11 protein-coding genes are annotated in these 15,327 nt (G+C 71.3%); 6 read left to right on the forward strand and 5 right to left on the reverse strand.

Translation table 11 applies throughout. From position 1 onward, the window contains the following. Positions 1 to 268: 268 nt before the first annotated feature. From BQ8008_RS00790 to BQ8008_RS00805, 4 genes are all read right to left on the reverse strand, one after another. On the reverse strand, positions 269 to 2,314 hold the full coding sequence (locus tag BQ8008_RS00790) for a heavy metal translocating P-type ATPase (RefSeq protein WP_108832397.1): 2,046 nt from the start codon (positions 2,312 to 2,314) through the stop codon (positions 269 to 271). 453 nt (positions 2,315 to 2,767) lie between these two features. Continuing rightward, the gene (gene glpK, locus BQ8008_RS00795) at positions 2,768 to 4,306 is read right to left on the reverse strand and encodes a glycerol kinase GlpK (protein ID WP_108832398.1); all 1,539 of its coding nucleotides are present in this window, start codon (positions 4,304 to 4,306) and stop codon (positions 2,768 to 2,770) included. A 104-nt stretch (positions 4,307 to 4,410) separates the two neighbouring features. Continuing rightward, on the reverse strand, positions 4,411 to 5,151 hold the full coding sequence (locus BQ8008_RS00800; protein WP_108832399.1) for an MIP/aquaporin family protein: 741 nt from the start codon (positions 5,149 to 5,151) through the stop codon (positions 4,411 to 4,413). Between the two features lie 168 nt (positions 5,152 to 5,319). Beyond that, positions 5,320 to 7,125 carry a glycerol-3-phosphate dehydrogenase/oxidase gene (locus BQ8008_RS00805; protein WP_108832400.1) on the reverse strand — a complete coding sequence of 602 codons (1,806 nt, stop codon included), beginning with the start codon at positions 7,123 to 7,125 and terminating at the stop codon, positions 5,320 to 5,322. 444 nt (positions 7,126 to 7,569) lie between these two features. Here BQ8008_RS00805 and BQ8008_RS00810 point away from each other — a divergent pair, with 444 nt between their 5' ends. The 6 genes from BQ8008_RS00810 (at position 7,570) to BQ8008_RS13550 (ending at position 13,871) form a co-directional block, all read left to right on the forward strand. After that, positions 7,570 to 8,640, forward strand: coding sequence for a sugar-binding transcriptional regulator (locus tag BQ8008_RS00810; RefSeq protein ID WP_442778230.1), 1,071 nt, complete (start codon positions 7,570 to 7,572; stop codon positions 8,638 to 8,640). A 137-nt stretch (positions 8,641 to 8,777) separates the two neighbouring features. Beyond that, complete coding sequence (locus BQ8008_RS00815) at positions 8,778 to 9,407, forward strand: amino-acid N-acetyltransferase (RefSeq protein WP_108834523.1); 630 nt, start codon at positions 8,778 to 8,780, stop codon at positions 9,405 to 9,407. Between the two features lie 140 nt (positions 9,408 to 9,547). Further along, positions 9,548 to 10,033 carry a hypothetical protein gene (locus BQ8008_RS00820; RefSeq protein WP_108832402.1) on the forward strand — a complete coding sequence of 162 codons (486 nt, stop codon included), beginning with the start codon at positions 9,548 to 9,550 and terminating at the stop codon, positions 10,031 to 10,033. A gap of 125 nt (positions 10,034 to 10,158) precedes the next feature. Beyond that, positions 10,159 to 11,073 carry a hypothetical protein gene (locus tag BQ8008_RS00825; protein WP_108832403.1) on the forward strand — a complete coding sequence of 305 codons (915 nt, stop codon included), beginning with the start codon at positions 10,159 to 10,161 and terminating at the stop codon, positions 11,071 to 11,073. Between the two features lie 192 nt (positions 11,074 to 11,265). Then, positions 11,266 to 12,309 (forward strand): A/G-specific adenine glycosylase, encoded by a 1,044-nt coding sequence (locus BQ8008_RS00830; RefSeq protein ID WP_199907907.1) that lies wholly within the window; start codon positions 11,266 to 11,268, stop codon positions 12,307 to 12,309. A 224-nt stretch (positions 12,310 to 12,533) separates the two neighbouring features. Beyond that, on the forward strand, positions 12,534 to 13,871 hold the full coding sequence (locus BQ8008_RS13550) for a hypothetical protein (protein WP_234415163.1): 1,338 nt from the start codon (positions 12,534 to 12,536) through the stop codon (positions 13,869 to 13,871). Positions 13,872 to 13,945: 74 nt separating this feature from the next. Here the strand turns inward: BQ8008_RS13550 and disA are convergent, their stop codons facing one another. After that, positions 13,946 to 15,016 (reverse strand): DNA integrity scanning diadenylate cyclase DisA, encoded by a 1,071-nt coding sequence (disA, locus tag BQ8008_RS00840; protein WP_021607406.1) that lies wholly within the window; start codon positions 15,014 to 15,016, stop codon positions 13,946 to 13,948. Positions 15,017 to 15,327 lie beyond the last annotated feature (311 nt).

Raw genomic sequence — 15,327 nt, forward strand, 5'->3', positions numbered from 1 at the left:
TGGGCCGGGTGGGCAGCCGCGGCGCTGCTTCCTGGGTACTAAGGCCTAACGATCATGCCACGGAGATGGTGACTTGCGCACCATGTGACACGGCAGGGTGTCGCTGTCGCGCAGAAATCCGGGAGAAAGTGGGCAAGAAACTGGTCGTGGCCTACGTCGCTCGACGGTGTCCGGCGCGTTATTGCGGTCCACTCCGTGCGCTAAAACTGGGTGGAGCCCAGGACATCCGGCTGCGTGGGTGAGGTGCCGGTGCACGCCGTCGGCCGGTTCAGCGCTTGCGCGCCGGGCGGGGCACCAGGCGGGCCGAGTTGAGGATGAAGGCGGACTCGGAGACGACGTGCACGAGCGCCGCGGCCACGGGCCCCAGCAGCCCCAGACCGGCGGCGATCATGCCGGCGACATCGACGACGACCGTGCCCACGAAGTTCACCATGATGATGCCCCGGGCCCGGCGGGCCACCCGCACGGTCTCAACCAGGTCGGCCGGGGCGGACCCCACGAGCACCACGTCCCCGGCCTCGCGGGCCACGTCCGTGCCGGTGCCCATGGCGATGCCGACGTCTGCGGCGCTCAGGGCCGGGGCGTCGTTGACGCCGTCGCCCACCATCGCCACGCTCTTTCCCGCCCGGCGCAGCGATCGGACGACCTCCTCCTTGTCGGTGGGCAGGAGGCCGGCGCGCACCCGATTCTCGTTCAGGTCGAGCACGCGGGCCACGTCGCCCGCGGAGGCGGCCGAGTCACCGGTGAGCATGAGCACCTCCAGCCCCATATCGCCCAGGTCGCGCACGGCGGTAGCCGCGCCCTGGCGCAACCGGTCGGCCAGGGCGATGGTGCCCAGGAGCCGGCCGTCGGCCCGGACCTCCACCACAGAGGTGGCCGAAGGCGCCTCCGGGTCTGAGGCGGTGTCGGACGCGATGACGGCGTTGGCCTCGGCCCCGGCAGCGTCCTGGCCCGGTTGGTGCTCCTGTCCCTCCCTGCGCCCGACGGTGACCCGGCGCCCGTCGACGCGGGCGCTCACGCCGGCGCCGGGGGAGTAGGTGACGTTGCTCGGAACCGGCACCGTCAGGTCGCGCACGGCGGCCTCGGTGCGGATGGCCCGGCCGATCGGGTGCTCGGAGTTCCACTCCGCCGCGGCCGCCAGGGCCAGGACCTCGGCCTCGTCCGTGCAGGGCGTCGCGGGGGACTCCGCAGGGCTGACGGCCACGACGCGGGGCGCGCCCACGGTGAGCGTCCCCGTCTTGTCCAGCACCACCGTGTCCACCGCGGAGAGCTGCTCCAGGTGGGTACCGTCCTTGACGAAGGCCCCGCAGCGGGCGGCGCGGGCGATCGCGGCCAGGACCGCCAGGGGAGTGCCCGCGGCCACCCCGCAGGCCCCGGCCACGATGATGACCGAGATCGTGGAGCGCACGTCCCGAGTCGCCAGGAAGGTGACGAGGGCCGCTGCCAGCGCCAGGTAGACGATGCGGGCCGCCAGCCTGTCGGCCAGACGCTGGACCGGCGCGCGCGAGGACTGGGCGTGGCGCACCGCCGCCACGATCCGCCCGTAGGAGGAGTCCTCGCCGACCCGCTCGACCTCGAGCTCCAGGGCCCCACGGGTGATCGAGCCGGCCGGGACCCGGTCGCCCGGCCCGACCAGGACGGGCAACGACTCGCCGGTGACCCGGGACTGGTCGACGTCGGCCCAGCCGGTGCGCACGACGCCGTCGACCGGCACCCGGCCCCCGGGACTCAGGGCGATGACCTGCCCGGGGCACACCTCGTCCAGGGGGACCTCGGTGGTCTCATCGGTGTGCGGGCCGGTCACCACCCGCGCGGTCTGCGGCAGGAAGGACATGAGATCGGTCAGGGCGTCGCGGCCCCGGTCCATCGACAGGTCCTCAAGGACCTCGGCGGCCAGCACGAAAACGGCGATGACCAGCGCCGTCACCCACTCGCCGATCGCGGCGGCGGCCACGATGGCCAGCAGCATCGACAGCTCCATGCTCATGCGCCGCTCGCGCAGGTCCCCGGCCGCCTCGACGACGATCGGCCAGCAGCCCACCAGCAGCGCCGTGGCTCCGACGACGCCCACCACCCACCCGGGCGCCCGCGCAGTACCCGCGGCCCAGGCGCCCAGGGCCGCCAGCCCCACTACCGTGATGCGCACGATGTCGGCCCGCTCGATCCGGTCGATGATCCGCCCACCGGTGCCGGAACCGGTGAGACCGCTGGCGCCAGAGGTGTCGTCGGCCTCGTCGACGGGCAGTGATGGTGTGGAGGCGGAAGGCGGCTGCGTGGACTGCAGCGGGTGGGCGGTGGGTGGATGAGCCGTCATGCGGGGACTCCTCGCACGCAGGGGGAACGGGGCGGGTCCCCGCAGATCAGGCCGGGGAGCAACATCCAGGAATCTACCGACCCGTCAACGGGCTCGACAGTGTACGAGAGGACTAGACGAGCCTCTGAGACCCGTCGCCGTGTCACAACGGGAGACTTGTCAACCCCGATCTGAGAGCTTGTCCCCGGCGGAACCACGCTGACCTGCGCTGACGCGCGCGAAGTACTGGCGAGACGAGCGGTTGCGCGGGGTAAGAACCTCCATCCGTGACACATCGACCGGGAAATGCTGACCATCGGCCGTCCGAGACGTGGTAAGCGGCACCGCCGGCGGACCCGAGGAGGAGGCGGGACCCGCCGGCGGCGCCGGGGTGCTGCGTGTGCTGCTTCAGCGGCGGCTGCCACCGCCGCCACCGACCGAGCGCTGCTGGACGCTACTCGGTCATGTCACTTGCTACTCGACGACGTCGTCGTCGACCCAGTCCAGGGTGCGCTGGACGGCCTTGTTCCAGTTGCGGAAGAGCCGATCGCGCTCGGCCTCGTCCATGGCCGGCTCCCAGCGCTTGTCCTCGGCCCAGTTGTCGATGACGTCCTGGGTCCCCGACCAGAAGCCCACTGCAATGCCGGCGGCGTAGGCCGCCCCCAGTGCCGTGGTCTCGGCGACCTTCGGGCGCACGACCGGCACACCCACCTGGTCGGCCTGGAATTGCATGAGCAGCTCGTCGCGGGTCATGCCGCCGTCGACCTTGAGCTCGGTGAGGGCCTGCCCTGAATCGGCATTCATGGCCTCGAGGACCTCGCGGGTCTGGAAGGCGGTCGACTCCTCCACGGCCCGGGCGATGTGGGCCTTGTTGACGTAGCGGGTCAGGCCCACCAGGGCGCCGCGGGCGTCGGGGCGCCAGTGCGGGGCGAACAGCCCGGAGAAGGCCGGCACGAAGTAGGCCCCGCCGTTGTCCTCGACGCTGGCGGCCAGCGCCTCGATGTCCTTGGAGTCGGTGATGATGCCCAGGTTGTCGCGCAGCCACTGCACCAGCGAGCCGGCCACGGCGATCGAGCCCTCCAGGGCGTAGACCGCCGGCTCGTCCCCGATCTGGTAGCACACGGTGGTCAGCAGCCCGTTCTCGCTGCGCACCGGGGTGGTGCCGGTGTTCATGAGCATGAAGCAGCCGGTGCCGTAGGTGTTCTTGGCCTGTCCCTTCTCGAAGCAGGCCTGACCGAAGGTGGCCGCCTGCTGGTCGCCCAGGATGCCGCTGATGGGGGTGTCCACCAGCAGGCCGTTCTTGCGGCCGTAGCCGAACACGCCCGAGGAGGGTCGGATCTCGGGGAGCATCGACATGGGGATGCCCATGTCCGCGCAGATCTCCGGGTTCCAGTCCAGGGTGTCGATGTTCATGAGCATCGTGCGCGAGGCGTTGGTGACGTCAGTGGCGTGCACCCCTCCGTTGACACCGCCGGTGAGGTTCCACAGCGTCCAGGTGTCCATGGTGCCCATGAGGAGGTCACCGGCCTCGGCGCGCTCGCGGGCCCCCTCGACGTTCTCCAGGACCCAGGCGACCTTGGGGCCGGCGAAGTAGGTGGCCAGCCCCAGGCCCACGCGGTCCTTGTACTTGTCCGGGCCGTCGTCGCCGGCCAAGCGGTCGCAGATCTTCTGGGTGCGGGTGTCCTGCCAGACGATGACGTTGTAGACGGGCTCGCCGGTGTTCTTGTCCCACACGACGGCGCTCTCGCGCTGGTTGGTGATGCCCACCGAGGCGATCTCGTGGCGGTTGATCTGCGCCTTGGCGAGTACCCCTCCGACGACGGAGCGGACGTTGTCCCAGATCTCGTTCGCATTGTGCTCGACCCAGCCGGCGCGCGGGAAGATCTGCTCGTGCTCCTTCTGGTCGACGGCGACGATCCCTCCGTCGTGGTTGAACAGGATGGCGCGTGAGGAGGTCGTACCCTGATCGATGGCCAGGACGTACTTCTTCTCATCGGGGTTGTTGTGGCTCAAGGAATTGTCCTTTCACTGCGTTGTGAGGGGCGGTGTGATCAGTGCGGGTGGAGGCTACGCGCCGCACGGCCGGTGCAGACGCGTGCCGTCCCGGCCGTACGGGCTCAGAACAGGCCGGCCATGTGGGGGACGATGAGTCCGGCGGCGACGGCGCCGATGATCGGGCCGACGACCGGGACCCAGGAGTAGGCCCAGTCCGAGCTGCCTTTGCCGGGGATGGGCAGGAGAGCGTGGGTGATGCGCGGGCCCAGATCACGGGCCGGGTTGATGGCGTATCCGGTGGGTCCGCCCAGGCTCATGCCGATGACGACGATGACCATGGCCACGGCCAGCGGGCCGAGCCCGGAGGGGGTCTTGCCCGAGACGATGATCCACGCCAGCAGGACGAAGGTGCCCACGGCCTCGGTCACGACGTTCCAGCCGTAGGAGCGCACGGCCGGGCCGGTGGCGAACACGGCGAGCTTGGCGGCGGCGTCGGCCTTCTGGTCGAACTGCTTCTTGTAGGCCAGCCACACGGCGGCGGCGCCTGCCATGGCGCCCACCATCTGGGCGGCGAAGTAGACGAGGATATTGGTCGCCGAGGCGGGGATCCCCTCGGCCAGGTCCCGTCCGGCGACCGCCAGTCCGATGGTGACGGCCGGGTTGAGGTGCGCGCCGGTCTTGTAGGCGGCGTAGACGCCCACGAAAACCGCCAGCCCCCACGCCATGGTGATGACGATCCAACCGCCGTCCTTGGCCTTGGAGGTGGGCAGCAAGACACCGGCGACGACGCCGCAGCCCAGGAGGATGAGGAGGAACGTACCGAAGGCCTCCGAGGCGAAGATCTGGGTCAGGGTCGCAGACATTGCGGCTCTCTTTCTGCACAACGTTGTGCGGGTTCGGACATCGCCGGCGCGGTCCGGTTTCTTGATGGGTGATGGGTTGACGTGCTGCCCGCCGCCGCCGGAAACGGCGGGCAGCACGGAGGTCATCGGGTCGAGCGGCACCGAGAGGTCCGCCCGGCCGACAGGAGCCTAGATCGGCTCAGTGATGTGCGCTACCGCAGCGGCGTCGGTCAGCTCGGCCTCGGCCGCGGCGATCTGGGCCACGCGCTGGGCGTAGGCCTCCTTCTGGGCGGCGACGTCCTCCTCGGACCAGTCCAGCAGCGGCGCCATGATCTCAAGGATCTCGTCGGCGGCGCCCAGGCCCCGGTCGCGGCGAGAGAAGTCCAGGCGCACCCGGCGCAGCAGGACGTCGTCGAGACTCTCGGCACCCTCGTGGGTGACGGCCCAGGCGACCTCGGCGCGCAGGTAGGTGGGAGCCTCCGCCAGCGGCTCGCCCAGCCGCGCCTCAGGGCCGGCGGTGTCGATCGACTCCAGCAGGGCAGGGGTCTCGTCGCCGTAGCGGTCCAGCAGATGGGTGACCCGCTCCAGGGTCCAGCCGCGCTCGCCGGCGATCCGTCCGGCCCGCTTGGCCAGGGCGTGGTAGCCGGCCGCGCCCACCAGGGGCAGCTCCTGCGTGACGCAGGGGTGGGAGTGGGCCAGAGCCTCGCCCAGGGCGTGGTCGACGGCGTCGGAGGCCATCACCCGGTAGGTGGTCAGCTTGCCGCCGGCGATGGCGGTCAGGCCCGGGGCGATCCGGGTGACCGTGTGCTCGCGGGAGACCTTCGTGGAGGCGGCATCCGCGCCCGGCTTGAGCTTGGGCTGGAGCAGGGGACGCAGGCCCGCGTAGACGCCGATGATGTCGTCGCGCGTGATGGCGCGGGACAGGACGGAGTTGGCGTGCTCGAGGATGTAGTCGACGTCGGCGGCGGTGGCCACGGGCTTGGAGACGTCCAGGTCCCAGGGGGTGTCGGTGGTGCCGATGACCCAGTACTCGGGCCAGGGGATGATGAACAGGACCGACTTCTCGGTGCGCAGGAAGACCCCGGTCTCGGCGTCGATGGCCTCCTTGGGAACCACGATGTGAATGCCCTTGGAGGCCAGGACCTTCAGGCCCCCGGCGTCGGTGGCCAGGTCCTGGACATCCTCGGTCCACACGCCGGCGGCGTTGATGGTGCGCTTGGCGCGGACCTCGTGAGTGGCACCGGTGGCCAGGTCGGTGACGCGGGCGCCGTGGACGTGGCCGCGCTCGTCGGTGATGAAGCCGGTGGCCTTGGTGCGGTTGGCGGCCAGAGCCCCCAGGCCGACGGCGGTGCGCACCAGGTCGATGACCAGGCGGGCGTCGTCGACACGGGCGTCGAAGAAGCGGATGGAGCCGGCCAGGCCGCTGGTGTCCAGCGAGGGGGCGAGGGCGGAGGTGCCCTTGCGGCCCAGGTGGCGCTGGATCGGCACGGTCTTGCGGCCGCGGGAGCCGGCCAGGGCCAGGGCGTCGTACATGCCCACGCCGACGGCGGAGTAGGAGCGCTCGTAGTGGTGCTTGAGCGGCCACAGGAAGGGCTGGGCCTTGACCAGGTGCGGCGCGGTGGTGCTCAGCAGGCGGCCGCGCTCGGTGAGGGCCTCGTGCACGAGGGCGAAGTTGAGCTGGTAGAGGTAGCGCAGGCCGCCGTGGACGAGCTTGGAGGACCACGAGGAGGTGCCCGAGGCCCAGTCGCCCATCTCCACGATGCCGGTGCGCAGGCCGCGGGCGGCCGCGTCCAGGGCGATGCCGGCGCCGGTGACGCCGCCGCCGACGACGAGGAGGTCCAGGCCCTCGGATGAGGACATCTCCTCCAGGGCTCGCTCGCGCTGGGCGGCGTTGAGCGCGGTGTCGTGCGTGGGGGCCGGGTAGGCGGGACCCGCGGGGCCGGAGCTGTGGGCGGAGGACTTTTTCTTCGAGGAGGGGGTGCGGGTGGAGATCATGGCTCCTGGACTCCTACGTTTCGAGAGGTCGGTTGCTGAGGTCTGCGGGCCCGGTCGGCGCTGACCGGGGTGCCAGGTGGGTGAGCGGGTGAGCTCCTGACTGCGCCGTGTCCCGCTGCGCTCACGCTGCCCCACCGTGGCGGTGGTCACCACTGTTCGTCATCTGTGGGAGTATGCGCAAGGTGGTTGCACAAACGTGCATACTGGTTTGAGGGCTTCCACAAGAATGTCCGCTTACTTGAGCAGATTCCGTCTGGTCAAGGACATCCGATGTCAGGGTGGAGGAGAATCATGCCCCTCCGTGGTGCGCAAAGGGCCCACGGCGGTGAGAGGAGAGAGACCGACGTGACCGGCAAAGACGCCGTTGACGCCATCAACGCAACTGATGCCGCAAGGAGCGTCGTCGACCCCGGCGGCCTCGTGCGCGCCTACGAGGCGGCCTCCATGTACTACGTCCAGGGGGAGACCATGGAGGTGATCGCCCACCACCTGGGGGTCTCGCGCTCCACCGTCTCCCGGCTCTTGGCGCGGGCCCGACGGGAGGGCGTCGTGCGGGTCACCCTCGTTCAGCCCGGTGGCGCCGGATCACTGGAGGGGCGGATGGAGCAGACCTTCGACGTGCGCACCCACATCGTCCCGGTGCGCGAGGGCACCACGGAGATCCACCGCCTCCAGCAGGTCGCCTCCGTCGCGGCCGCGCACATGGTCGACCTCATCGAGACGCTGGCCGAGCCCGGCGGATCGGGTGGGACCGCTGCTCCGGCCGCGCCGGGGCCCGCCGGCCCGGGGCGTGGGAATCACGGCGACGACGCGAGACAGGGGGATGCGGACCGTGATGGCGCCGGGGGCGTCGTCGTCGGTGTCGCCTGGGGTACCACCATGTCTGAGGTCAGCGCCGCCCTGCCCTCGCGGTCGGTCCCGGGGCTGACGGTCGTCCAGCTCAACGGAGCCTCGGACCCGATGCGCGAGGGCCCCAGCGCCGGCGAGGTCCTCTCGCAGCTGCGCGCCTCGCTGGGGGCCCGCACGATCTCCTTCCCGGTGCCGGCCTTCTTCGACCACGTGGCCACGCGCGAGGCCATGTGGTCGGAGCGCTCAGTCAAACGGGTCCTGGCGGTGACGCGCCGCGCGAGCCTGGCGGTCTTCGGCGTCGGCGCCCTCGATGCCCTCGACGCCGCCCTGCCCTCCCAGGTCTACGAGGGCGGTCACCTCACCGCCCGGGACCAGGCCGTCCTTCGCCGCCAGGACGTGGTGGGCGACGTGTGCACCGTGCTGCTGCGGGCCGACGGCTCCTGGCGCGATATCACCCTCAACGCCCGGGCCACCGGTCCGACCCCCGCCCAGCTCGCCCGTATCCCGCGGCGCCTGTGCGTGGCCGCCGGGACCGGCAAGGCCCGGGCGCTGCTGGCCGCCCTGCGCGCCCGCACTGCCACCGACCTCGTCGTCGACGACGCCACGGCCCGCGCGGTCCTGGAGCTCGCCGAGGCCCGGGGGCAGGCGGGGGCCGGTTCTCGGTGAGCGGCTGACGTGGCAGGATGTGAGCCCGGATCGCACTGCGATCCGCACAATGCCGGACGCCGCCGGTGGAGCACCGGCCTCGCAGGCCGCGAGACGAGAACTGATCCCTACGGAATCTCTACGGAACACGGATGACGATGAGCACTACGGCTGTCACGACAGATGAGTGCCGACCAACCGGACGGCCGACGCACCGGGTCGAGGTCTACGGGGCCGACGGCGCGCGCCGCATCCTGAGGCCGGCGCGCCCGGCGGACGTGCGCGCCATCGCTGAGCTGGTGCGGCCCTACGCCGAGCGCCGCGTCCTGGTCGCCAAGGACCTCATCTCCTACTTCGAGGACATCCAGGAGTTCATCGTCGCTGAGGAGGTCCCGGGCGGCGTCGGAGGCGCCGGTGGGGAGACCCCCTCGCCGGCGGTCCCCAGGATCGTGGGCTGCGGGGCGCTGCACGTCATGTGGGACGACATCGCCGAGGTGCGCACCCTGGCCGTCCACCCCGATGCCCTGGGGACCGGGCTCGGCTCGGCCGTCCTGCGCGAGCTCATCGCGCAGGCGCGGCAGATGGGGCTCAAGCGGGTGTTCTGCCTGACCTTCGAGGAGCCCTTCTTCGGCTCCCACGGCTTCGAGCCGATTGAGGGCACGCCCGTGGGTGCGGACGTCTTCTCCGAGATGCTGCGCTCCCACGACGACGGCCTGGCCGAGTTCCTCGACCTGGCCCGGGTCAAGCCCAACACCCTGGGCAACGCCCGCATGCTCCTGCATCTGTGAGCCGGCCGGGCTCAAAGAGCCGGCTGCGGTCCAGTGCGGCATGCCGTGGCTCTGTGCGGCTTCATGATCGGGCGCGATCCTCTCCGGACAACCATGCGACAACCATGCGACAACCATGCGACAACCATGGAGGAGCACCCATGATCCGCAACGTTCACGAACGCGTCATCAACGCCCCGCTCGAGTCTCTGGGCGTCCTGCTCGACGCTCTGGGGCAGAAGGGTGATCGCCTTTGGCCCTCGCGGTACTGGCCGCCGATGGTCCTGGATCGGCCGTTGGCGCTGGGAGCCGATGGAGGGCATGACGACATCCATTACTACGTCAGCGAGTACGAGCCCGGCCAACGGGTACGGTTCACCTTCCATCCGCGCACCGGGATCATCGGCGCCCACGAGCTGAGTCTCGACGCGCTGGACGAGGAGCGCACCCGCATCCGCCACGTCCTCATCGGGCGCACCCGCGGGGCCATGAGGGTCATGTTCCCGGTCATGGTCGAGCCCCTGCACGACGCCGTCGTCGAGGACCTCTTCGACAACGCCGAGCGGGAGACGACTGGTTCAGTGGCCCGGCCCGCGACCTGGGGCCCGCGAGTGCGCCTGCTGCGCCGCCTCGCCGGCGGCAGATAGCCGTCAAGCGCGGTCCGCAGCGATGGGGAGTTCTGCCTGGGGCTGCCGCGGAACTGAGGCGATAGTCTGACGAGGCCTGCCGGATCCCCGTGCATCCATCCGATGATCCCTTGAGGAAAGTGCTTATGAACCAGCCGCCGGTCAACAATCCCTACGGTCGGCCGGGACGGCCCGGTCAGCCCGCCCAGTACGGCCAACCGGTTCAGCACGGCTACCCCGCTCAGCAGAACCAGTACGGTCTCCCCGGTCCTCAGAGCCAGTACGGTCAGACGAGTCAGGCCGGTGACGGTCAGCAGAGCCACGGACGCCCTGACCAGCCCGGCCAGTACGGCCGGGTCGGGACCGGCCAGCCGGGTAATGGCGCTGCGGCCGGCCCGCAGCCGTCGTCGGCCCCGCACGACTACCAGCCCTCCCGGCTCGGCCCGATCCCCGTCGAGCAGGACAGGCTGGTCCTCAGGCCCACGGAGACGACGGCCAGCCGCATCCAGCTCCTCGTGGGCGGCGGCTTCGGGCTGGTGTGCCTGGCCGGTGCGGTGTGGAACCTCATCCACCTCGGTGGTAAGGGCACGATCGGTGCGTTCGTCATCCTGCTGCTGCTAGGGCTGTTCGTGATGCTCGGGGTCCTGTCCCTCCTGTCGGTGCGCACGGTGCTCGATGCCACCGGCATCCACGTGGGAGCTTCTGGCAGAAGCCGTGACATCTCCTGGCCCCGATCGCGCACGGGCCTGTTCGTCAAGGTCTCCGGCGCCCCCACCGCCCTGAGCGCCGCCGCAGGCAAGCCCCAGATCCGTCACGCCGAGGCGCACGTCGTCGACACCGACGGCACGGCCATTGCCCTGACGGGATTGAGCTGGTCCGGCCTGAGCGGAGAGGCGCTGGAGCGCAAAGGAACCGCCGAGCTGGACCGCATCTGGGACTGGGCCGTGGCCCGCGGCTACACCCAGGAGACGGGCGAGTACGTCGAACTGGGCGGCGTCCTCGGCATCCAGCAGGGGGCCAGGGCCCGCCAGGAGCGCCGCCAGGGCCTGAGCCGCCCTTGAGCAGACGGGGCGCCGTCGGGGTGGAGCCCCGCGAACCGTCAGGGTCCCGCGCGATCGTGGGGCAGGCCTCGGACTCGTGCCCTCTGCCCGACGAAGGCCCACGGTACGAACGTGAGGCCTGCAAGGACACTCAGCCGGCTGGCGACGGAAGCGGCCAGCCCCGTCCAAGCCGCTGCCGCTACGGTGTGCACCGTGCCTGCCCGCCCCGCCCCTCACGACCCTCATGACACGATTGCCGCCGCGCCGTCCGCATCGTCTGCGCCGGCTGTGCGCGCCGTGCCCGCCGTCCCTGCAGTGGCACCGGTGCCGCCGCCTCCCGACCCGGGTGAGCCGTCGGCGCAGGCCGTCATCGCCTGGTACGACGCCCATGCCCGGGACCTGCCGTGGCGCCTGCCCGGAACAACGCCGTGGGAGGTCCTCGTCTCAGAGGTCATGAGCCAGCAGACCCCGGTCGCCCGCGTCATCCCCTCCTGGCAGGAGTGGATGCGCCGCTGGCCCGGGCCGGCCGAGCTCGCCCAGGCCCCCACCGCCGAGGTGCTACGGGTCTGGGGGCGCCTGGGCTACCCGCGCCGGGCCCTGCGGCTCATCGAGTGCGCCCGCAGCGTGGTCGAGCAGCACGACGGGGTCCTGCCCGACGACCTCGACGCCCTCCTGGCCCTGCCCGGGGTGGGGGAGTACACGGCCGGCGCCGTCCTCGCCTTCGCCCATGGTCGCCGCGCCCTCGTGCTGGACACGAACGTCAGGCGGGTCCTGACGCGCGCTGTCGGAGGCCAAGCGCTGCCAGCCCCCAGCCTCAACCGGGCCGAGCGTGAGCGGGCGCTGCACCTGCTGCCCGAGGAAGACGCCACCGCCGCCCACTGGTCGGTGGCCGTCATGGAGCTCGGCGCCCTGGTGTGCACCGCCCGCGAACCGGACTGCGGCACCTGCCCGTGGCGCAGCAGCTGCGCCTGGCTGGCGGCCGGCCGCCCTGCGGACATCCACGCCGGACGACGCCGGACCCAGGCCTGGCACGGCACCGATCGTCAGGCCCGTGGTCTGGTCATGGCCCTTCTGCGGGAGGCCGCTGACGGGCAGCCCGTGGAGGCCGGGGAGCTGATGGCCTGCGCCGCCCGAGCGGGTGCGCGCTCCACCGGTGGAGCCCCCGATCCCGATCAGCCCGGGCGCGCCCTGGCCACCCTCCTGGCTGACGGGCTCATCGCCACCGACGACGACGGCGCCACGTACCGGCTCCCGTAGCCGCCCGTCGACCTTGTGCAGCGGTACAACGAGCGCACGGACGCACCCTGCGGCTCGCCGGATCGTACCGGGGAATCAATCCTCGAGGCGCTCGACGGCGCGTCCGCGAGGCCGGGCCGGCGAGTGCCGGCCCGTACTGACAGCGATGGATCTCGATGGATCACCGCCCCACCCGGGCGGGGCGCTCACGGCCCTGCGACCATTGCGCCGGTAGAGTCGTGACCATGGCCAAGGGACGCGGACGCAGTCATAGGGGAAGCGCAGGACGACGCGGCTCGGCCCGTCGCGGCGCGGGCTCCGCCGCCGGCCGCTCCTCCTCAGGAGCCCAGTCCCGGCCCCACCGGCAGGCAGGTGGGGCCGGCGGATCCGCCGCCCGTCAGGGCACCGGATCCTCCACATCGCCTCGCTCCGGCACCGGGGGCGACCATTCCCCCCAGGGCAAGGGGCGTGGAAGCCGTACCCACGGCACCAAGCAGACCGGCCACCCCTTGCACTCGGGGCAGGCAGGTCGGTCGGCCTCCGGTGGGCGCCCGGGAAAACCGGCTCAGGGCGGCAAGGGTCAGGGAGCGCACAAGGGACGAGCAGGCAAAGGGTCGCAGCGCTCCCAGAGTTCCCAGGGCTCCCAGGGCTCTTCGGCCGTGCGCTCGCGGCAGGCCGCTCCGGGGACCGCTCACTCCTCCCGGACGAGCTCGACCCAGACCGGTCGCTCCGGCCGTCGTCGCAACGGCTGGGGCAAGGGCGCCCAGTGGGCCCACATCGGCGGCGGGCGGCTCACCGGCGCCCCCGACTCCGTCCCGAACGGCCCGGACCAGCCCCGCAGCGGACGGCTGCGCAAGCCGATCCCTCCCCAGCCTCGCTACGGCCTGCGCCGCACGCTCGTGCTGGGCGGTGCGCTGCTGTTCCTCCTGCTGCTCGTAGTGGCCATCATCGTCGGCTACTTCTGGGTGCGCGGCACGATCCGCGGCCAGGACGCGGAGCGTGCCGCCGCCCAGGTGCGCACCGTCTACCCCACTCCCGTGACCTGCGACCCCTCAACTCTGTCGAATACCTTCCACGGCCCGGAGTCCGTCGGCGTGGGCGCCGGAGCGACCTTCACCATCTCCCTGGTCAACAACGGCTCGGTACCCTGCCTCCTCGATGCCGGCAGCCAGGCCGTGGGGGTACGGGTCTCCTCGGGCTCCCAGCAGGTGTGGGACTCCATGACCTGCCCGGTGGGCCAGACCGAGCGACCTCTTCTTCTCCCCCCGGGCCAGGCCGCCGATGTCAGCGTGACGTGGAACGGAAACGCTGCCACCTCCGACTGCGCTGCCGCCACGGCGGCGCCCGCCTCACCGGCAAGCGCCTCGGCCTCCTCCACGCCGAGCGACGACGTGAGCGCCCGGGCCACGGGCCAGGACACGGCCTCAGCTGATCCGAGTTCGACCGACGCCTCCTCCGCGAGTGCCTCGGCCGGCCAGAACCAGACCGCCCCAGGGAGCGCGGCGGGGGCCGGGACCTACCGCTTCCGATTTGTCATGGGGGGTAAGGACCTGACCGAGGATCGGGTCTTCGTCGTCGGCTGAGGCCGTTCGTCCCGCATCGGCCGCCATGGTGTCAGGTGCTTGCCGGTGCCGGAGTTCCGAGGGCTGGGAGGGGGTCAGGAGTAGCGCTCGACGACGGAGATCTCCGCCAGCCGTGACAGCCCGTCACGCAGGGTCCGGGCCCGCTGGGCGCCCACGCCCTCAACGGCCTCGAGCTCCTCGATGGTGGCGCCCAGAACCCCCTGCAGGGACCCCCACTGCTCGACGACGGCGCGCGCGGTGACCACGGGCAGGCGCGGGATCTTGGACAGGATCCGCAGGCCGCGCGGGGAGACCTGAGCGTCCAGGTCCTGACCGTCGATGCCGCCCAGGCCCATGGACCGGGCCACCATCGCCAGGTCCAGGAGAGCGGGGGAGCCAACCCACTTCAGGCGTGCGTCCACAGTGGCGGTGTCCAGACCCTCGGGCAGGTAGTCCTCCAGGAGGAAGCCATGCTCGGCGAGCAGGCCCCGGGTGAGCTCCTCGACCTGGAGCGCCAGCAGGCGCCCGTCGGTACCGAGTTCCAGGACGTAGGAGTCGATGTCGGCGGAGATGCGGCGGACCATCTCCATGAGCTGGAGCACCGCGGTGACGTCGCGGACGGTGACCAGGTCCTCGATCTCCAGGGAGTCCAGGCCGGCGGAGGTCTGATCCAGGCGCGCCTTGTAGCGCTCCAGTGCGGACAGGGCCTGGTTGGCGCTGGCCAGGATCGACTCGCTGGGCTCCAGGACGTGGCGCTTGCCATCCACGTACAGGGAGATGATCCGCATCGACTGGCTCACGGAGATGACCGGGTAACCGGTCTGGCGGGCCACGCGCTCGGCGGTGCGGTGGCGCATGCCCGTCTCCGAGGTCTGGATCGAGGCGTTGGGCAGCAGCTGGACGTTGGCGCGTCGGATCCGGGCGGTGTCCATGTCGACGACGACGCCGCCGTCCATCTTGGCCAGCTCTCGCAGCCGCGCCGCGGACAGCTCGACGTCCAGGTGGAAGCCCCCTGAGGAGATGGCCTCGACCACCGGGTCGAAGCCCAGCACGATGATCGCCCCGGTACGACCGCGCAGGATCCGCTCCAGGCCGTCACGAAGGACGGTGCCGGGAGCGACGAGCGCAAGCGTCTCGCGCAGCTGGCCAGCGGCCTCGATCATCATCTCTCCTGATCTCGCGGTATCCTCGGGGGAAGGACGCGCAATGTCCGTGTTCACCGGGGCAGGGCCAATCGCTCCAGGCTGTCTGGCTCAGCGCCATCTGGTTGAGCGCGCACGCACCGGTGCTCACGGCCCCATGGTATCGGCAGGTGGGTCACCTCTCGGAGAGGGCCTTCCCACACTGGACCGCTCGGTCTGTTGGAGGCGCGTGTCTGCGCAGGTAGGCAGATTTCTCGCCGCCGTACCGATCAAGCAGTCAGCGCTGTCAACGTCTGTCGATGCCGTCAACGCTCACCGCGCCCATCCCGCCATCA

The organism is Actinomyces sp. Marseille-P3109 (assembly GCF_900323545.1).
Classification (GTDB): domain Bacteria; phylum Actinomycetota; class Actinomycetes; order Actinomycetales; family Actinomycetaceae; genus Actinomyces.